General features: G+C 71.8%; 10 protein-coding genes. 4 read left to right on the forward strand and 6 right to left on the reverse strand.

All coding sequences use genetic code 11. The features are described from left to right. Positions 1-18: 18 nt before the first annotated feature. Together ASD23_RS11860 and ASD23_RS11865 are read right to left on the reverse strand one after the other, a co-directional pair. Entirely contained in the window at positions 19-1,899 is a 1,881-nt protein-coding gene (locus ASD23_RS11860; protein ID WP_056010644.1) for a heavy metal translocating P-type ATPase, read from the reverse strand. Positions 1,900-2,061: 162 nt separating this feature from the next. Further along, complete coding sequence (locus ASD23_RS11865; protein ID WP_056010647.1) at positions 2,062-3,279, reverse strand: NADP-dependent isocitrate dehydrogenase; 1,218 nt, start codon at positions 3,277-3,279, stop codon at positions 2,062-2,064. Between the two features lie 235 nt (positions 3,280-3,514). On the opposite strand from ASD23_RS11865, the gene ASD23_RS11870 reads away from it, so the two are divergent. Next, positions 3,515-3,967 (forward strand): GNAT family N-acetyltransferase, encoded by a 453-nt coding sequence (locus ASD23_RS11870; RefSeq protein WP_056010650.1) that lies wholly within the window; start codon positions 3,515-3,517, stop codon positions 3,965-3,967. Positions 3,968-4,008: 41 nt separating this feature from the next. Next, positions 4,009-4,326 (forward strand): MGMT family protein, encoded by a 318-nt coding sequence (locus ASD23_RS11875; RefSeq protein ID WP_056010653.1) that lies wholly within the window; start codon positions 4,009-4,011, stop codon positions 4,324-4,326. 22 nt (positions 4,327-4,348) lie between these two features. Here the strand turns inward: ASD23_RS11875 and ASD23_RS11880 are convergent, their stop codons facing one another. The 4 genes from ASD23_RS11880 to ASD23_RS11895 all read right to left on the reverse strand — a co-directional run bounded on the left by ASD23_RS11880 (position 4,349) and on the right by ASD23_RS11895 (position 10,662). After that, positions 4,349-6,136, reverse strand: a complete 1,788-nt coding sequence (locus ASD23_RS11880; protein ID WP_056010655.1) for a sensor histidine kinase — start codon at positions 6,134-6,136, stop codon at positions 4,349-4,351. Then, positions 6,136-6,801, reverse strand: coding sequence for a response regulator transcription factor (locus ASD23_RS11885; protein ID WP_056010658.1), 666 nt, complete (start codon positions 6,799-6,801; stop codon positions 6,136-6,138). Before ASD23_RS11885 ends, ASD23_RS11880 begins: the two co-directional genes overlap by 1 nt. Positions 6,802-7,006: 205 nt before the next feature. Further along, on the reverse strand, positions 7,007-8,812 hold the full coding sequence (locus tag ASD23_RS11890) for an ABC transporter ATP-binding protein (RefSeq protein ID WP_056010661.1): 1,806 nt from the start codon (positions 8,810-8,812) through the stop codon (positions 7,007-7,009). Beyond that, positions 8,809-10,662, reverse strand: coding sequence for an ABC transporter ATP-binding protein (locus ASD23_RS11895; RefSeq protein ID WP_424220018.1), 1,854 nt, complete (start codon positions 10,660-10,662; stop codon positions 8,809-8,811). Before ASD23_RS11895 ends, ASD23_RS11890 begins: the two co-directional genes overlap by 4 nt. A 495-nt stretch (positions 10,663-11,157) precedes the next feature. Here ASD23_RS11895 and ASD23_RS11900 point away from each other — a divergent pair, with 495 nt between their 5' ends. Continuing rightward, positions 11,158-14,199: a hypothetical protein gene (locus ASD23_RS11900; protein ID WP_056010664.1), complete on the forward strand. Its 3,042-nt coding sequence runs from the start codon at positions 11,158-11,160 to the stop codon at positions 14,197-14,199. After that, a complete protein-coding gene (locus ASD23_RS11905) occupies positions 14,196-16,949 on the forward strand; it encodes an ABC transporter permease (RefSeq protein ID WP_056010670.1) in 2,754 nt (917 codons plus the stop codon). The genes ASD23_RS11900 and ASD23_RS11905 overlap by 4 nt, the downstream gene beginning before the upstream one ends. The last annotated feature ends 3 nt before the right edge of the window (positions 16,950-16,952 follow it).

Consider the following 16,952-nt stretch of genomic DNA (forward strand, 5'->3'; position numbering starts at 1 on the left):
GTCGATTTCCCGGGGGCGTTATCGAGTTGTGACCAGTGAGCGGATGTCGCGATCCGCCGCCTCGGCCTTCGCATCGAGTCGCCCGCCGATCGCGCGGAGCGCCGCGAGGATCGTCACGAGGTCGACCACCTCCTGCAGGAGCGCGCCGATCGTCGCCGGGATCACCCCGAACGCGGCGATGACCATCAGCCCGATGCTCACCGCGATGCCGATCCAGATGCTCTGCAGCGCGATGCGCACGGTGTCGCGCCCGATCTCGACCGCCTTCGCGGTACGCGAGATGTCGTCGACCAGGATCACCGCCGACGCGGACTCGCTCGCCGCCGTCGCGCCCTTCGCGCCCATCGCGATGCCGACGTCGGCGGCCGCCAGCACGGGTGCGTCGTTGACGCCGTCGCCGACCATGATGACGGGTCGCTCGGCGATCGCCGCGACCTCAGCGACCTTGTCGGCGGGCAGGCAGTCGGCGCGCACTCGGGTGATGCCGAGCTCTGCGGCGATGTGATCGGCCGTCGCCTTCGCGTCGCCCGTGAGCATCATGGTCTGGTGCACGCCGAGCTCGCCGAGGCGCGCGAGCGTGGCCGCCGCGTTGTCGCGCAGCCGATCGCTCGCGAGGATCGCCCCGGCGAAGCGCCCGTCGACCGCGACGTAGACGGCGAGCTGCCCCGGTGCGATGTCCGTGCGCCCGGCCTCCGGCGCGTGCTCCTGCACGAACGCGAACTTGCCGACCACGACCTCCCGCCCGTCGAGCTTGGCCGTGACCCCGTTCGTCGCGGCCTCGCGCGCCCAGTCCGCCTCGGCGAGCGGGAGTCCACGCTGCTTCGCCGCCTCGATCATCGACGTCGCCAGCACGTGCGAGGAGTACTGCTCGGCCGAGGCGACTGCCGCGAGCAGCTCGTCCTCCCCGAAACCCGGTTCGGGCCGGATCGCGACGAGCGTCGGCGAGCCGTAGGTGAGCGTGCCCGTCTTATCGAACACGGCGGTCTTCGCGGCGGCGAGCTGCTCGAGCACTCCCCCGCCCTTCACGATCACGCCGTTCCTCGCCGAGCGGCTCATGCCGCCGATGAACGCGACGGGCGCCGCGATGAGCAGCGGGCACGGCGTGGCCAGCACGAGCACCTCGGCGAAGCGCGCGGGGTCGCCCGAGGCCCACCAGGCCACCCCGGCGAGCGCGAGCGAGAAGACGGTGAACGGCACAGCGTATCGATCGGCCAGGCGCACGACGGGCGCCTTCGAGTCGGCGGCCGCGGTGACGAGGGCGACGATCTGCTGGTACTGGCTGTCGGCGGCGGATGCAGCGGCGACGACTTCGACGGCGGCCTGGCCGTTGATCGAGCCGCTCAACACGAGGTCGCCTGCATGCTTCTCGACGGGAACGGACTCCCCCGTGATCGAGGACTCGTCGAAGCTCGCCTCATCCGACCGCAGGGTCGCGTCGACGGGAACGATCTCGCTCGGTCGTACGAGCAGCACGTCGCCGACGCGCACGTCGCTCGCGAGCACCTCGACGATCGACTCGCCCTCCATGCGGTGCGCGTGCTGCGGCGAGCGGGTCAGGAGTGCGTCGAGCTCGCGCTTCGCCCGGCGGTTGGCGTAGTCCTCGAGCGCCGCGCCGCCCGAGAGCATGAGCACGACGAGGAGTGCGGCGACGTACTCGCCCACGAGCACCGTCGCGACGATCGCAGTGACCGCGAGGATGTCGAGGCCCCAGTGCCCCCGCAGAATGTCGCGCACCATGCCGACGGCCTGCCAGGTCGCGACGCCGAGGGCGTAGACGCTGAAGATCCACGGCACGGCGGCGCCGGCCCCGGTGAGGGCGAGCACGATGCCGAGGAGGCCGATGCCGAGCGTCAGCGTGACGATCCAGTACCTGCGGGCGAGCTTCAGGAGGCGTGCCATGCGTCCATCCTCCCGCGGAAGCGACGCATCAGGGGCGCCCGCAGCTGCGAGGCGCGGAAACGCGAAGCCGACGCATTCGGTGCGCCCGCAGCTGCGAGGCGCAGAAATGCGAACGGGGGTCGGATGCCAGCGGCATCCGACCCCCGTCTCGAGGCGTATCGACTACGCGGCGATGCGCGCCTTCAGGTTGTCGGCGAGCGTCGCGAGGAACTCCTCGGTCGTCTGGTAGCCCTGCTCGGGGCCGACGAGGAGCGCGAGGTCCTTCGTCATGGCGCCCGACTCGACCGTCGTGATGACGACGTCTTCGAGGGTCGCGGCGAACTCGATGAGCTCCTGGTTGCCGTCGAGCTTGCCACGGTGCGCGAGGCCGCGCGTCCAGGCGAAGATCGAGGCGATCGGGTTCGTCGAGGTCGGCTTGCCGGCCTGGTGCTGGCGGTAGTGACGCGTCACGGTGCCGTGCGCGGCCTCCGCCTCGACGACCTTGCCGTCGGGCGTGGCGAGCACCGAGGTCATGAGACCGAGCGAGCCGAAGCCCTGTGCCACGGTGTCGGACTGCACGTCGCCGTCGTAGTTCTTGCAGGCCCAGACGTAGCCGCCCTCCCACTTCATGGCCGAGGCGACCATGTCGTCGATGAGGCGGTGCTCGTAGGTGAGGCCGGCGGCGTCGAACTGCGCCTTGAACTCGGTGTCGAAGATCTCCTGGAAGATGTCCTTGAAGCGGCCGTCGTACGCCTTCAGGATCGTGTTCTTCGTCGAGAGGTACACGGGGTAGTTGCGCGAGAGGCCGTAGTTGAGCGAGGCGCGGGCGAAATCGCGGATCGAGGCGTCGAGGTTGTACTGCACCTGCGCGATGCCGTCGCCCGGCGACTGGTAGACCTCGAACTGCTGCGGCTCGCCGCCGTCCTTCGGGGTGAACGAGACCGAGAGGGTGCCCTCGCCCTTGAAGAGGAAGTCGGTGGCGCGGTACTGGTCGCCGAAGGCGTGGCGGCCGATGATGATCGGCTTGTTCCAGCCCGGCACGAGGCGCGGGATGTTCGAGATGATGATCGGCTCGCGGAAGATGACGCCGCCGAGGATGTTGCGGATCGTGCCGTTCGGCGACTTCCACATCTTCTTCAGGCCGAACTCCTCGACGCGCGCCTCGTCGGGCGTGATCGTCGCGCACTTGACGCCGACGCCGTGCTTCTGGATGGCGTGGGCCGCGTCGATCGTGATCTGGTCGTCGGTCTCGTCGCGCTTCTGGATCGAGAGGTCGTAGTACTCGAGGTTCACGTCGAGGTACGGGTGGATGAGCGTGTCTTTGATGGCCTGCCAGATGATGCGCGTCATCTCGTCGCCGTCGAGCTCGACGACGGTGCCTGCAACCTTGATCTTCGACAAAGTGGATGTCTCCTTGATTCTGGTGGGGAACTGGAAAGCCTCTGGGCGGTCGGACACGCCGTCTGCCAGCTTACCGCGTCCACGAGACTGTCTCGACTTCGAGAGAGTTCGGGTCCGATCCCGAGCGCGTCCCGGGTCGATGCCGAGGCCCGGAGGCCGCGCCATCCGCTCGTTCGCTCTGGGCATGTGTCGTCTCGGCTACCGACGCGACGGCCCCACGGGTTAGCCTTGGCGCATGGCTGAGCTGAGACTGGAAGATCTGTCGGCGTCGAACATCGTGGCGGCGAACTCGTTGTCGCTCAAGCCCGGCCAGGAGCAGTTCATCGCCCCGGTCACCTACTCCGCCGAGTCGTCGGTCGTGAACCCGGCCACCGCGTGGCAGCGGGTCGCGCTCCTCGAGGATCGCGTGGTCGGCTTCATCCACGGCAACTTCGACCCCGAGAACGAGCACGAGGAGTTCCGGGCCTGCATCTGGCGCATCAACGTCGACGCCGAGGTGCAGGGCAAGGGCGTCGGCCGCTTCCTCGCGACGGCGCTCGCCGAAGAGGCGAAGCGTCGCGGCTTCGACCGCATCACCGTGCTGTGGGAGCCGGGCGAAGAGGGCCCCGAGGCGTTCTTCCACCGCATCGGCTTCACCGACGTCGGCGAGACCGCGTACGGCGACGTCATCGGCGCGCTCGAACTCTGACCGAGACCCCGCAGCACGACGAGGGAGACCGGGCGAAGCGGATGCCGCAGCAGCACGCTGAAGGGTTCGTCGAGGCCGTGCTCGTGGTCGTCGCCGACATCCCGCCGGGGCAGGTCGCGACCTATGGCGACGTCGCGGCGCTGCTCGGCTCGCGCGGCGCGCGTGCCGTCGGGCAGGTGATGGCGCGCTCGGGCGGCGACGTGCCGTGGTGGCGGGTCGTGCGCGCCGGCGGGCGGCCGCCGGCCGGGCACGCCGACCGCGCGCGGCAGCACTATCTCGACGAGGGCACGCCGTTGCGGCCGACCTCCGATGACGACGGCTACCGCATCGACCTCGCGGCGTGCCGCTGGCAGGCCTGACCCGAGTTCCGCCCTCGCGCCGTCAGTGCGCGGTGAAGCCCGCGAGCGGGATGCGCACCGTGATCGTCGTGCCGGCCCCTGGCTCGCTGTCGAGGCGGAACCGTCCGCCCACGGCGTCGACCCGGTCGGCGATGCCGAGCATGCCGCTGCCCTCCGCCGAGGCTCCGCCGACCCCGTTGTCGCGCACCACGAGTTCGAGCTCGCCGTCGACGAGCGCGGCGCGCACCCAGCCCCGGGTGGCCTGCGCGTGCTTCGCGACGTTCGCGAGCGCCTCGGAGACCACGAAGTACGCCGTGGACTCGACGACCTCGGGCAGCCTCCCCTCGGGCTGCACGTCGATCTCGACGGGCACCGGGCACCGGCCCGCGAGCTCGGGGACCGCGAGGGCGAGCCCGCCCGACGACAGGAGCGAGGGGTGGATGCCGTGCGCGAGCTCCCTGAGTTCCTTGAGCGCCTGGTTCAGCATCATGATGGTGCCGTCGAGCTCGACCCCGAGCGGCTCGACCCCGCGGTCGCGCGCCTGGTTCGCCGCGAGGCGCAGGCGCATGCCGAGCGAGACGAGGTGCTGCTGCGCCCCGTCGTGGAGGTCGCGTTCGATGCGGCGACGCGCCTCGTCGCCGGCCTCGAGGATACGGCTCCGCGACTGCCGCACCTGCTCGAGGGTGCGCTCGATCTCCGAGCGGAGGCGCCCGTTGTCGACGGAGAGGCGCAGCGCGCTCGAGACGCCGTCGAGCAGGCGCATGTTGTCGGTGAGCACGCGGTCGTGGCGGATGACGGCGATCGGCATGCCGGTCGGCGACGAGACGGGCAGCAGGCCGTGGTCGCCGCGCCGGGCGGCGGGGGTGTCGTCGTCGAGCGGCTCCCCCGAGGCATCCGCGTATCTGGCGCGCTCCTCGTCCCACCAGTAGACGCGCACGGAGGCGTCGCGCAGGGTGCGGGCGAGCGACTCCGCCCAGAGTCCCCGGTCGGCGCCTTCGCGGGTGATGCGCATGAGGTCGGCGACCCGGGCGCGCATGTTGCGCGCGTGCGCGATGCCCGCGACGAAGCTGACCGGGATGGAGGCGATCGCCACGAGCGAGACCGTGTCGAGCACGAGGTCGGCTCCGCCCGACGCGTACGCGGCGGCCTGCGTGGCGAGCGTGATCACCCAGGCGATGAGGGCGATCGGCATGAGGAAGGCGACGGTACGGGCGGGCACGCTGCCCCGCACCCATCGCACGAGCAGCCGAACGGCGATGACGATCGCGAGCAGCACGCCGATGAGGCGGTACCCGACGTCGATGACCGCGAACACGCCCGGGGCGTCGGCGACCAGGTAGGGGTTGGCGGTGCAGTCGCAGACGTCGGGCGAGGGCTGGCCGAGCAGCAGCACGCCGAGCAGGTACCCGACCGACGTCACGAGTGCGATGCCGGCGATCCAGCGGTCGACGCCGTCGATCAGCCGGCCGCGCGGGTAGAGCAGCACGAGAATGCCGGTGAGCACCGCCCACCACAGGTGCACGCCGTAGACGAAGGGCCACAGCCAGGAGACGTGTTCGATGACGCGGAGGAACGAGAGCGGGATCCACACGAGTGGGAAGACGACCATGAGGCGTGCCGGCAGTCGCGACGGGCCGATCGCCCACGCCACCCCGGCGCATGCGGCGAAGACGAGCGGCACGATCGTGTGCAGCGTCGTCCACGACACCTCGCGTCGCAGCGCCTCGGGCGTCGCGATGAAGCCCGTGATCTCCATGGTGAGGCTCGCGGCGACGACGAGCGCGATGACGATCGTGCGCCTGATGATCCGGCCCTTGCGGCCGGGGGCCATCACCTCGCGCCGAGGAGCGTCAGCACCGCGAGCACCCGGCGGTGGTGCTCGGGCGACTCCTCGAGGTCGAGTTTCTGCAGGATGGAGCGCACATGCGTCTCGACGGTCTTCAGTCCGAGGAAGAGCGTCTGCGCGATGCCGCCGTTGGAGTAGCCCTGCGCCATGAGTTCGAGCACGGAGCGTTCGCGCTCGGTGAGGCGCGAGAGCGGGTCGTCGGCGCGCGTGCGCTGCACGAGCTGCTCGACGACCTCGGGGTCGACGACCGATCCGCCGGAGGCCACGGTCTCGACCGCGCGCACGAGGGTCTGCGGCTCGGAGACCCGCTCCTTCAGCAGGTAACCGGTGCCGCTCCCGGCGCCCATGACCCGCAGTGCGTACTCGGGGGTCGCGTACATCGAGAGCAGCAGCACGCCGATGGTCGAACCCTGTGCCCGCATCTCCTCGAGCGCGACGATGCCCTCGTCGCGGTAGCTCGGCGGCATGCGGATGTCGAGCACGGCCGCGTCGAGCCCGCCGCGCGCGGCGACCTGGAGCAGTTCTGCGCCCGTGCCGACCGAGGCGACCACCTCGAGTCCGCCGTCGGCGAGGACCTTCGCGATGCCCTCGCGCAGGAGCAGCGCATCGTCGGCGATCGCGACGCGAAGGGGACGTTCGGGCGTCTCCATGTCTCCTCCAATCAGAGGGCAGGCGTGACCATGGCGATGTGCCCGCCTGGGGCGAGCGTATCGTGAGCGGGGCCCCTGCCGCGCACCCTCTTCAGGGGGTGCCCGGAGGCGCGCACGTTGAAAGGCCGTCAAGCTGGATGATTCGGATGCCCCGCGCCGAGGGTTCGGCGCGGGGCATCCGCTCGTCCTGATCGGTCGGCCGGGCTCAGACCAGCGAGTCCCGCCACGCCGCGTGCAGGGCCGCGAAGTGACCCGTGCCCGCGATGAGCTCGGCGGGCGAGCCGTCTTCGACGATGCGACCGTGCTCCATCACGAGCACCCGGTCGGCGATCGCGACCGTCGAGAGACGGTGGGCGATGATCACCGCGGTGCGGTCGGCGAGGAGCTTCGTGAGTCCCTCCTGCACGAGCCGCTCGCTCGGGATGTCGAGCGAGGACGTCGCCTCGTCGAGGATCAGCACCGCCGGGTTCGCGAGGAACGCCCGCGCGAAGGAGATGAGCTGGCGCTGCCCGGCGCTCACCCGCCCGCCGCGCTTGTTCACGTCGGTGTCGTACCCGTTCGGGAGCCCCTCGATGAAGTCGTGCGCTCCGACCGCCATCGCGGCGCGCACGATCTCGTCGGACGACGCGTCGGGCTTGCCGAGCGCGATGTTGTCGGCCACCGACCCCGAGAAGAGGTACGCCTCCTGAGTGACCATGACGATCGCGCGCCGCAGGTCCTTCGGGTGCAGGTCGGTGAGCGAGATGCCGTCGAGCGTGACCGCGCCGTCGCTCGGATCGTAGAACCGCGCGATGAGCTTGGCGAGCGTCGACTTGCCCGCTCCCGTGGACCCGACGAGGGCGATCGTCTGCCCTGCCGGGATCTCGAGGTCGAAGCGCGGCAGGATGACCCGGTCCTTCGTGTACGCGAACTCGACGCTGTCGAACTGCACGCGACCCTCAGCGTTCCACAGGTCGACCGGCTTCACGGGGTCGGGCACGCTCGGCTCCTCCTCGAGCACGCCCGAGATCTTCTCGAGCGCCGACGAGGCCGACTGGTACCCGTTGTAGAACATCGCCATGTCCTCCATCGGGTCGAAGAACCGCTTCGTGTAGAGCACGCTGGCCAGCAGCACGCCGACTCCGAGTGCGCCGTCGACGACCCGGAAACCGCCGACCACGAGGGTGACCGCGACCGCGGTGTTGCCGATGAGGGCGAGCCCCGGGTTGTAGACGGCGAAGAGCCCGAGCACCTTCGCGTTGACGTCGCGGTAGTCCTCGACGAGCTCGCCGAACTCGGTCTCGTTGCGCCGCTGCTTGCGGAAGGCCTGCACCGCGCGGATGCCCGTCATGGTCTCGACGAACTGCACGATGAGCTTCGCCGACGCCACGCGCGAGCGACGGAACAGCGACTGCGACCGCACCTGGAACCAGCGGGTGAGGATGCCGAGCGGGATCAGCGCGACGAGCAGCACGAGGGCCGACGGAGCGTCGACGATCACGAGCATGACGCCCGTGAACACCATGTACATGAGGCCGCGCACGAGCAGGGTCAGCCCCTCGTCCATGAGCTCGCGGATCGCGTCGAGGTCGCTCGTCTGCCGCGAGATGATGCGCCCCGAGGTGTACGACTCGTGGAACTCGAGCGAGAGCTTCTGCGTGTGCAGGAACACCCGTGTGCGGAGGTCGATGAGCACGGCCTGGCTGATGCGCGCCGACATCCGGATGTAGACCGAGATGAGGAACGCGCCGGCGAGCCCCGTCAGCAGGTACGCGACGCCCGCGAACGCGACCGGGAACCAGTCCTGGTTCATGAGCGCCGGGATGCCCTGGTCGATGCCGTAGGCGATCAGCGCGGGGCCCGCGACCTGGGCGGCCGACGAGATGACGATGGCCACCGCCGTCAGCCACAGCTTGCCCTTCAGCGGGGAGAGCAGCGAGCCGAGGAGCCGCCGCGAGCGGGCGCGGATCTGCGCCGACTCGGCCTTCGAGTAGTCCTGGCGTTCTTCGCCCTGCACACCGGTGACGCTCATGATGCCGCCTCCTCTCGGATCGTGGTCTCGACGTCGACGGCATCGACGCCGCTGCTCCTGCGTTCCTCGTCTTCGAGGCTCGTGATGACGAAGCGGTAGTGCTCGCTCTCCCGGAGGAGTTCGGAGTGGGTGCCGACCGCCGTGATCCGGCCGTTCTCGAGCAGCGCGACCCGGTCGGCGAGCATGACCGTCGACGGGCGGTGCGCCACGATGAGCGCGGTGGTCGAGGCGAGCACCGAGCGGAGCTCCGCCTCGACCCGCGCTTCGGTCGCGACGTCGAGCGCCGACAGGGGGTCGTCGAGCACGAGCACGGCGGGCTTGGCCGCGACGGCGCGCGCGAGCGCGAGCCGCTGGCGCTGGCCGCCCGAGAGGCTCATGCCCTCTTCGCCGACCTTGGTGTCGAGCCCGTCGGGCAGGTCGTAGGCGAAGCCGGCCTGGGCGATGCGCAGTGCCTCGTCGAGCACGCGATCGGCCTCCGCCTGCACGGCGGGGTCGTCGACCGCGAGCTCGGGTCGGCCGAGCAGCACGTTGTCGCGCACCGAGGCGCTGAAGAGCGTGGCATCCTCGAACGCCATCGCGATGTGCGTGCGGAGCTCGTCGCGGCTGAACGCGCGCACGTCGACGCCGTCGAGCATGACCGAGCCCGCGGTGACGTCGTAGAGGCGCGTGGTGAGCGCGGTCATCGTCGTCTTGCCGCAACCGGTGAGACCGACGAGCGCCATCGTCTCGCCGGGTTCGAGCACGAGGTCGACGCCGTCGAGCAGGTCGCCGAACCGCTCCGGCGAGTCCTGGTAGCGGAAGTGCACGTCGCTGAAGGCGAGTTCACCGCGCGGCCGCTCGAGCGAACGCGGCTCGGCCGGGTCGACGATCGTGTTCTCGCTGTCGAGGATGTCGAAGAACCGATCGGTCGCGGTGCGGGCGTCGAGGGCGAACGCGAGCATGAAGCCGATCGACTCGATCGGCCAGGCGAGCACGGTCGCGGTCGCGAAGAACGCGACGAGCTCGCCGACGCTGAGCTGACCCTGCGACGCGAGCCAGACGCCCACCACGAGGCAGAGCGACAGGGCGATCGCCGGCACGACCATGATCCAGACCCAGATGTTCGCGTCGAGGCGCGCCTTCTCGATCTCGGTGCTGCGCAGCGACTCGGCCTGCGCACGGAAGGTCGAGAGGGCGTGCTTGCCGCGGCCGAACGCCTTCAGCACGCGGATGCCGTGCACCGACTCCTCGACCGCGGTCGCGAGGTCGCCCGCCTGGTCCTGGCTGAGTCGCGACATCTCGGAGTAGCGACCCTCGAAGCGCCAGCCCGCCCACCACAGCGGCAGGGAGCAGACGAGGAAGATGAGCCCGAGGAACCAGTTCATCGACATCAGGATGCCCACGCCGACGACGATGATCACGACGTTGGCACCCGTCAGCACGAGGCCGAACGACAGCCACCGACGGATCAGCCCGAGATCGCTGACGGCGCGCGAGAGCAGCTGGCCGCTCGGCCAGCGGTCGTGGAAGTTGACCGGGAGGTCCTGCAGCTTCGCGTAGAGGGCGTTGCGCATGCGCGCCTCGACCCTGGTGCCGGGGCCGACGACGAGCCAGCGCCGTACTGCGAAGAGGATCGCCTCGACGGCGCCGAGCACGAAGACGAGCACGGCGAGCGGGATGACGGCGTCGGCCTCCTGGTTGGCCAGGGGACCGTCGACGATCTGCTGGAGCACCTGCGGGATCGTCAGGGCGATGAGCTGCGCCACGAGCGCGGCGGCCATGCTGCCCGCGAACGCCGGCATGGCGGGACCGGCGTACTCGCGCAGCCGCCAGAGCGCGCGGACCGTGGAGAGTCGGGGAGGCTGCGACACGGGTTCGGGCGCGTCAGGTGCGGTGGGCGTTTGCAGGGTTACGGACACAGCCGGTTTCCAATCGGAATGGAGCGCCGAACGCCCATGGAAGGGCCAGGTCGGCGAAAAGGAGAGGAGTGGAGGAAGCCGCGGATCGCGAGATCGCGTGAAACCGCGGAGCAGGCGGAGCCTGCGCGAAGGACGGGCGGTCTACCCTGCGAACCCGACGAGGTACGCCGGGCGGGCAGAGCCGGAGGCCGCAATCGTGCGGGCGTCGGTTTCTGTCTGCATGGTGTCCTCCTGCGTCATCGTCTCTCGAACCCTCGAGGCCGGACGGAACTCACTCCTCGGCCAGCCCTAAAGACTATGGGTTCGACGAGGTGGCGCGCAAGACCCACCACGGCGTTAGGCTATGCGGATTCGTCGCTGCGCGCTGTCGACGTTCACACCCGATGCGAACCGTTCGGCCCGGCCCCTATGCCGCCGCGCGTGCGACCCGATCGACGAGGAGCGCGCGTGGGAGCGGCACGGACAGCGTTCGCCCGTGCGAACGCCCGTGCCGGTGTGCTCGTCGCGATCGCCGCGGTCGTCCTCCTGCTCTCCGGACTCTCCACCGCCGTGATCGACGCCCTCGCCGGGTCCTCCACGAGCGGGCTCCGCAGCGGCCTCTCGTCGGCGCAGGGCGCTGCGGGTGCGGCACGGTGGCAGATCCGCGTGGCGCAGGACCCGGAGGCGCAAGCGGATGCCGCGGCATCCGTGCTCGATCGCATGATCACCCCGTACCACGCATCCTGGAGCCGCAGCATCGAGACCGCGCCGGTCGACGCGACCAGCGACGGTGCAGCGTTCGGTGCGGTGCTGCTCGCCGATCCCGGTGCAGCTGCGCGCTCGGAACTCGTCGAGGGGAACTGGCCGGAGGAGCCGACGGCGATCGCCGCAGCGGCAGACGAAGCCGCCGAGCCCGCCACGCTCCACGCGGCTGCAGCCGAATCGCTCGGCCTCGCGCCGGGCGACGTCGTCGAGCTCGCCGGCGCCTCGGCACGGCGCCTCCTCGTCGTCGGCACGTGGCTGCCGCTCGAGCCGAGCGACCCGGCGTGGTTCGGCGAGGGCGTCGTCGCCACGGGGGCGACCGCCGACGGCGCCGGCCCGTTCCTCGTGGCCGAGTCGTCGACCCTCGATCTGCCCGCCGCGATCGTCGTGCGCTGGACCGCGGTCGTCGACCCCGCCGCCGTGACCCCCGACTCGGCGCGACTGCTCCGCTCTGAACTGCCCGACGTCGAGCCCGCCCTCCGCGCCGAACCCGCGATCGGAACCGACGGCCTGAGCGCGGTCGGCGGGCTGCAGGCGACGCTCTCCCGGCTCCTGGCGGGTCTCGGTGCCGTCCGGGCCATCGCCCCGTTGCCGCTCCTGCTCCTCGCCTTCACGGGCTTCGCGGCCGTGACCCGACTCGCGATGCTGCTCGGATCGGCCCGGCGGGGCGAGACGGTGCTGCTCCGCGCCCGCGGCGCCTCCTCGGCCCGCCTCGCCGGCGACACCGCGATCGAGGTGCTCGTGCTCGGCGTGCCCGCCGCGATCCTCGGCGCCGTCGCCGCGGAGGCGGTGCTCATGGCGGTTCGCCCGGGCGAGGCCCGCAGTCCTGGCACCGCCGTCGTCGTGGCATCCGTCGTGGTCGTCGGCACCCTGCTCGTCGTCGCCGGTCGCGCGTGGCTCGACGCCCGTCGCCCCGTCGTCCGCGGCTCGGGCGACGAGGTCGGCAGGGTGGCGCGCGGTCTCGCGACCGGTGGCGGCGTGCTGCTCGTCGTCCTCGCGGCCGTCGCCGTCTGGCAGTTCCGACTGTACGGCTCCCCCCTCGTGGCGAACGCCTCGGGCACCATGGAGGTCGACCCGATCGCCGTGCTCGCACCGATGCTCGTGCTCGTCGCCCTCGCGTTCGCAGCGCTCTGGCTCATGCGCCCGATCGACGCGCTGCTCGAGCGAATGGCCGCGACCCGCCCCGGGCTCGTCCCGTCGTTGCCGATGCGTCAGCTCGCTCGGCGTGCGTCGCTCTACGCCGCCGCATCGCTCGTGACGATGCTCGCCGTCGCGGGCCTCACGCTGTCGGCGGCGTTCTCGGGTGCATGGCAGGGCATCGATCGCACCGCCTCCGCGCTCGCCACGGGCGGCGAGGTGCGCGTGGCGTACGCGGGTCGCGACGTCGTGCAGGGCCCCGACCCGCTGGCCCTCGACGACGGCCTCGACGGGGTCGACGGGATCACGGCGGAGGGCCCGGTCTTCCGCGGCGAGGTGCGGATCGGATCCGAGCAGGCGACCGTGGTGGCACTGCCCGCCGGCGAAGCCGATCGTGTCGCGCCGGGCACGGGCGCGGCCGGCGGCGCCGCAGCGCTCGACGAGTCGGCGGCCGACGCCGGAACCCCAGTGCCGGAGGGCACGGCTGCACTCGAGGTCGCCGTCGCACTCGACGCCCCTGCCGGCACGGGCGGCGCCGTCGCCGTGACCGCCTGGTTCCTCACCGGGAGCGGGGCGGCGACTCCGGTGACCCCGGTGCCGGTCGGCGTCGCGGAGGGCGGCGGCGCGGTGCGCCTCGATGTTCCCGATGCCGAGGGGCTGCGCTTCATCGGACTCGACGCCTCGCTCTCGGGAGCCGCGGGCACCGATGTGCTCGTCTCGTTCGGGGCGATCACCCTCGACGGCGCGAGCGTCGCCGGTCCCGGGTTCGAGGTCGAGCGCGAGCACCTCCTCACCTCGAAGTCGCCCACCGCCCGGGCGACGCTCACCGAGGGCGGCAGCGATCCATTACCGGTCGTGCTCGGCGCCGACCTCGCGAAGCGCATCTCGGCGGGCATCGGAGACGCGTTCGCGTTCCGGGTGCTCACCGGCGGCGCCGAGGTCGACGCCGTCGTGGCCGGGGTGATCCCGGTCGTGCCGACCGCGGGTGACGACGGCGTGCTCGCCGATCTCGCAGCACTCGAGCGGTACGCCTTCGACGCCGATGCGGGGGTGCCGGCGTTCGGCGAACGGTGGATCGCGACATCCGAGCCCGAACGGCTCGCCGCCGATCTCGACCGCGCGCACGGTTCGACCGTGACCGCCGACGCCAGGTCGGCGGCGTCGTCGGCGCCGTTCATCGCCCCGGCGATCGCCGTCCTCTGGGTCGGCGCCGGCGGAGCGCTGCTCTTCGCGCTCATCTCGGTCGTGGCGCTCGTCGCCGCCCTCGGTGCAAGCCGCTTCGGCGAGATCGTCGTGCTGCGTGCGCTCGGGGTTCCCGCGCGCACGCAATCGCGAGCGCGCATCGCGGAGCTCGCGGTGACCCTCGGCACGGCGGTCGTGATCGGCGCGATCGTCGGCCTCGCGACGGCGCTGCTCACCTCGCGCGAGCTCGCGAGGGCCGCCGTCGCCGACGTGCCCGCCGCCGTGCCCGTCGAGTTCGCCGTCGACCCGGCGCCGTGGCTCCTCGGCATCGCCGCCTTCCTCGCGCTCGCCGCCGTGATCGCGGGCGGCGCCGCGGCATCCGTTCGCGCCATCGCCTCGCGCCCAGGACTCAGGCAGGAGGAAGGATGACCGCCGGCCACCGTTCGCGGCTCAGCGCTGCCGGGCTCCTCCGACGCCAGTTCTTCGCCGGGCCGGTCGCGTCGATCATGCTCGCGCTGCTCGTGCTCGGCGGTGCGCTCCTCGCGACCGGCGTGCCGCGGGCGGTCGCCGCGATGCACACCGCGGCGCTCGAGGACTCGCTCGGGCAGTTCCCGGGGCGCGAGATCGACGTCGTCACCTCCAGCCGCAACCTGCCCGAGCTCGGGGCGTCGACCGGCGGCACCTCCCTCGAACCCGAGATCGAGGCGATCTGGGGCGCGCAGGAGCAGCGCCTGCTCGACATCCGCGCCGGCATGCCCGAGCTGCTGACGCACGTGACCGCCGACCCGCTCACGGTGCTCGTCGCCGGACCGACGAAGGCGAGCGTGGCGGGCGCTGCGGAGGGCTCGACCTCCTATCAGCTCTTCACGGCGTTCGATCCGCGGATCCGGGAGCACATCGAGCTCACGGCCGGCGAGTGGCCCGCCGGCCTGACCGACCAGGTGCCGGGGCCGACCCCGCTCGAGATGGTCCTCGCCGACGCCGTCGCGGAGGAGATGGAGTGGGCGCTCGGCGAGGAGCGCTCGATCCCCATCGGCACCACCCCGCACGACGTGCGACTGGTCGGCACGTTCGCGGCGATCGACCCCGACGACGGCTTCTGGACGCACGTGCCGCCGGTGGCGCTCGAACCCTCGGTCGCCTACACGCCGGGCGGATACATCGAGGTCACCGGCCTCGGCTTCGCCGACCCCGTCTCGTGGGCGGCACTGCAGGAGTCGAAGCTGCCCACGACCATGGACGCCTGGTTCCCGGTGCTGCCCGAGCGCATCCGCGCCGCGGACTCACCCGAGCTCACCGCGCAGCTCGGCGAGTTCACGAGCCAGGTGTTCGTGCTCGGCGGCGGCTCATGGGAGTACTGGTTCGCGACCGTCGGCGAGGTCGCGTTCACGAGCGGTCTCACGGAAGCGCTCGACGACGCCGCAGTCGCTGCGAGCGCGAGCGACGCCGTGCTCGCCACGATCGCGTCCGGGCCCATCGGGGTGATGATCGCGGTGCTCGTGCTCGGGGCCCGCGTGGTGTTCGAGCGACGCCGCACCGGCCTCGAGCTGGCCGCAGCACGGGGCGCGTCACCCGGCCAGCTCCGCGGCATCCTCGCGCTCGAGGGGCTCGCGATCGGCCTGCCGGCCGCGCTCGTCGGCGGCGTGCTCGGCACGCTGCTCGTCGCAGCCGACGGCGGCGTCGCCGGGTGGGCGATCGCGGCGCTGTTCGCACTCACTCCAGCGGCGCTGCTCGTCTCGGCCGAACCGGGCCTCAGTCCGCTCCGCCGTGCCCGAACCGACCTCGGCGGGTCGGCGACCGGACGCTTCCGCTGGATCGCCGAGGTGCTCGTCGCCGTGCTCGCGGTCACCGCCGTCGTGCTGCTCTACCGACGGGGCCTCGCCACCTCGACCGCCTCGACCGGGGTCGATCCCCTGCTCGCGGCCGCGCCGCTCCTGCTTTCGCTGCTCGCGTGCCTCATCGTGCTGCGGGTCTACCCGATCCCGCTCGCCGCCCTCGTCCGCCGCACCGCGCGCAGGGCGGGCCTCGTGCCGTTCCTCGGTTCGGCGCGGGCGCTCCGCGACCCGTCGGCCGGACTCGTGCCCGTGCTCGCCGTCGTGGTCGGCGTCTCCGTCGCCGTGTTCTCGTCGGTGCTGCTCGGCACGGTGCAGGCGGGCGTCGAGCGCGCCGCCGACGCCCAGGTCGGAGCCGACGCCGCCGTCGGCGGCACGCCGTTCACCCTCGAGCAGCTCGACGAGTTCGCGGCCGTACCGGGCGTCGCGGCCACCGCGCCCGTGTACTCGGCGAAGCCGACCAAGGTCACCGCCGACGGGCGCACCCGCACCTCGACGCTCATCGTCGTCGACACCGACGAGATGCGCGAGGTGCAGGCCGGCCGCGACTCCGCCACGCCCCTCCCCGACGGGCTGTCGCAGACCGGCGCCGACGACGTGCCGGTGGTGCTGTCGAAGACGGTGGCCGACTTCGTCTCCGCGGCCGACTCCGCGGAGCTCGACGGCGAGGACTTCGAGGCGCTCGGCGTCGTCGACGGCCGCACCGCGTATTCGCCTCGCGCGAACTGGGTGCTCATGGACGTCGCCAACGCGAAGCCCTTCACGGCGACGCTCGTGCCGCGCACCGTGCTCGTGCGCTTCGAACCCGGCGCGGACGCCGACGAGGTCACCGCAGCACTCGCAGCGATCGCCGGCGACGATGCCGTGGTCGTCACGCCCGAAGCGCTGCTCGCCGAGCTGCGCGAGCGACCGACGACGCAGGGCCTCGTCATCTCGCTCGTCATCGCGATCGTGCTGGCGAGCCTGCTCACGGCTCTCGCGATCGTGCTCACCCTCGTCGTGGGCCGCCCGGCCCGCGACCGTCTGCTCCCGCTGCTCTCGACGCTCGGCCTCGGCCGCCGCGGCGAGCGGGCACTCGTCGTCTGGGAGATCGGCCCGGTGGCCCTCATCGCCCTCGTCGCCGGTGCGCTGCTCGGGGCGGCCCTGCCCTTCGTCGTGCTCGCCGGAATCGACCTGCGGGCGTTCACCGACGGAGACGCCCAACCGGCCGTGACGCTCGACCCGTGGCTCATCAGCGCGGTGCTCGCTGGCAGCGTGCTCGTCACGGTCGCCGCGGCCACCGTGGCATCCCGCATCGACGGCAGCGTCAACGCCGCTCGCGCGATGCGCAAGGAAGAGGAAGGATGACCC

This window comes from Agromyces sp. Root1464, assembly GCF_001427265.1.
GTDB classification, from domain to species: Bacteria; Actinomycetota; Actinomycetes; order Actinomycetales; family Microbacteriaceae; genus Agromyces; species Agromyces fucosus.

Bases quoted from the DNA above. Each gene is read 5' to 3' on its own strand.
- ASD23_RS11890 (WP_056010661.1), bottom strand. From the start codon at position 8,812: ATGAGCGTCACCGGTGTGCAGGGCGAAGAACGCCAGGACTACTCGAAG.
- ASD23_RS11860 (WP_056010644.1), bottom strand. From the start codon at position 1,899: ATGGCACGCCTCCTGAAGCTCGCCCGCAGGTACTGGATCGTCACGCTG.
- ASD23_RS11870 (WP_056010650.1), top strand. From the start codon at position 3,515: ATGGCTGAGCTGAGACTGGAAGATCTGTCGGCGTCGAACATCGTGGCG.
- ASD23_RS11885 (WP_056010658.1), bottom strand. From the start codon at position 6,801: ATGGAGACGCCCGAACGTCCCCTTCGCGTCGCGATCGCCGACGATGCG.
- ASD23_RS11880 (WP_056010655.1), bottom strand. From the start codon at position 6,136: ATGGCCCCCGGCCGCAAGGGCCGGATCATCAGGCGCACGATCGTCATC.
- ASD23_RS11875 (WP_056010653.1), top strand. From the start codon at position 4,009: ATGCCGCAGCAGCACGCTGAAGGGTTCGTCGAGGCCGTGCTCGTGGTC.
- ASD23_RS11905 (WP_056010670.1), top strand. From the start codon at position 14,196: ATGACCGCCGGCCACCGTTCGCGGCTCAGCGCTGCCGGGCTCCTCCGA.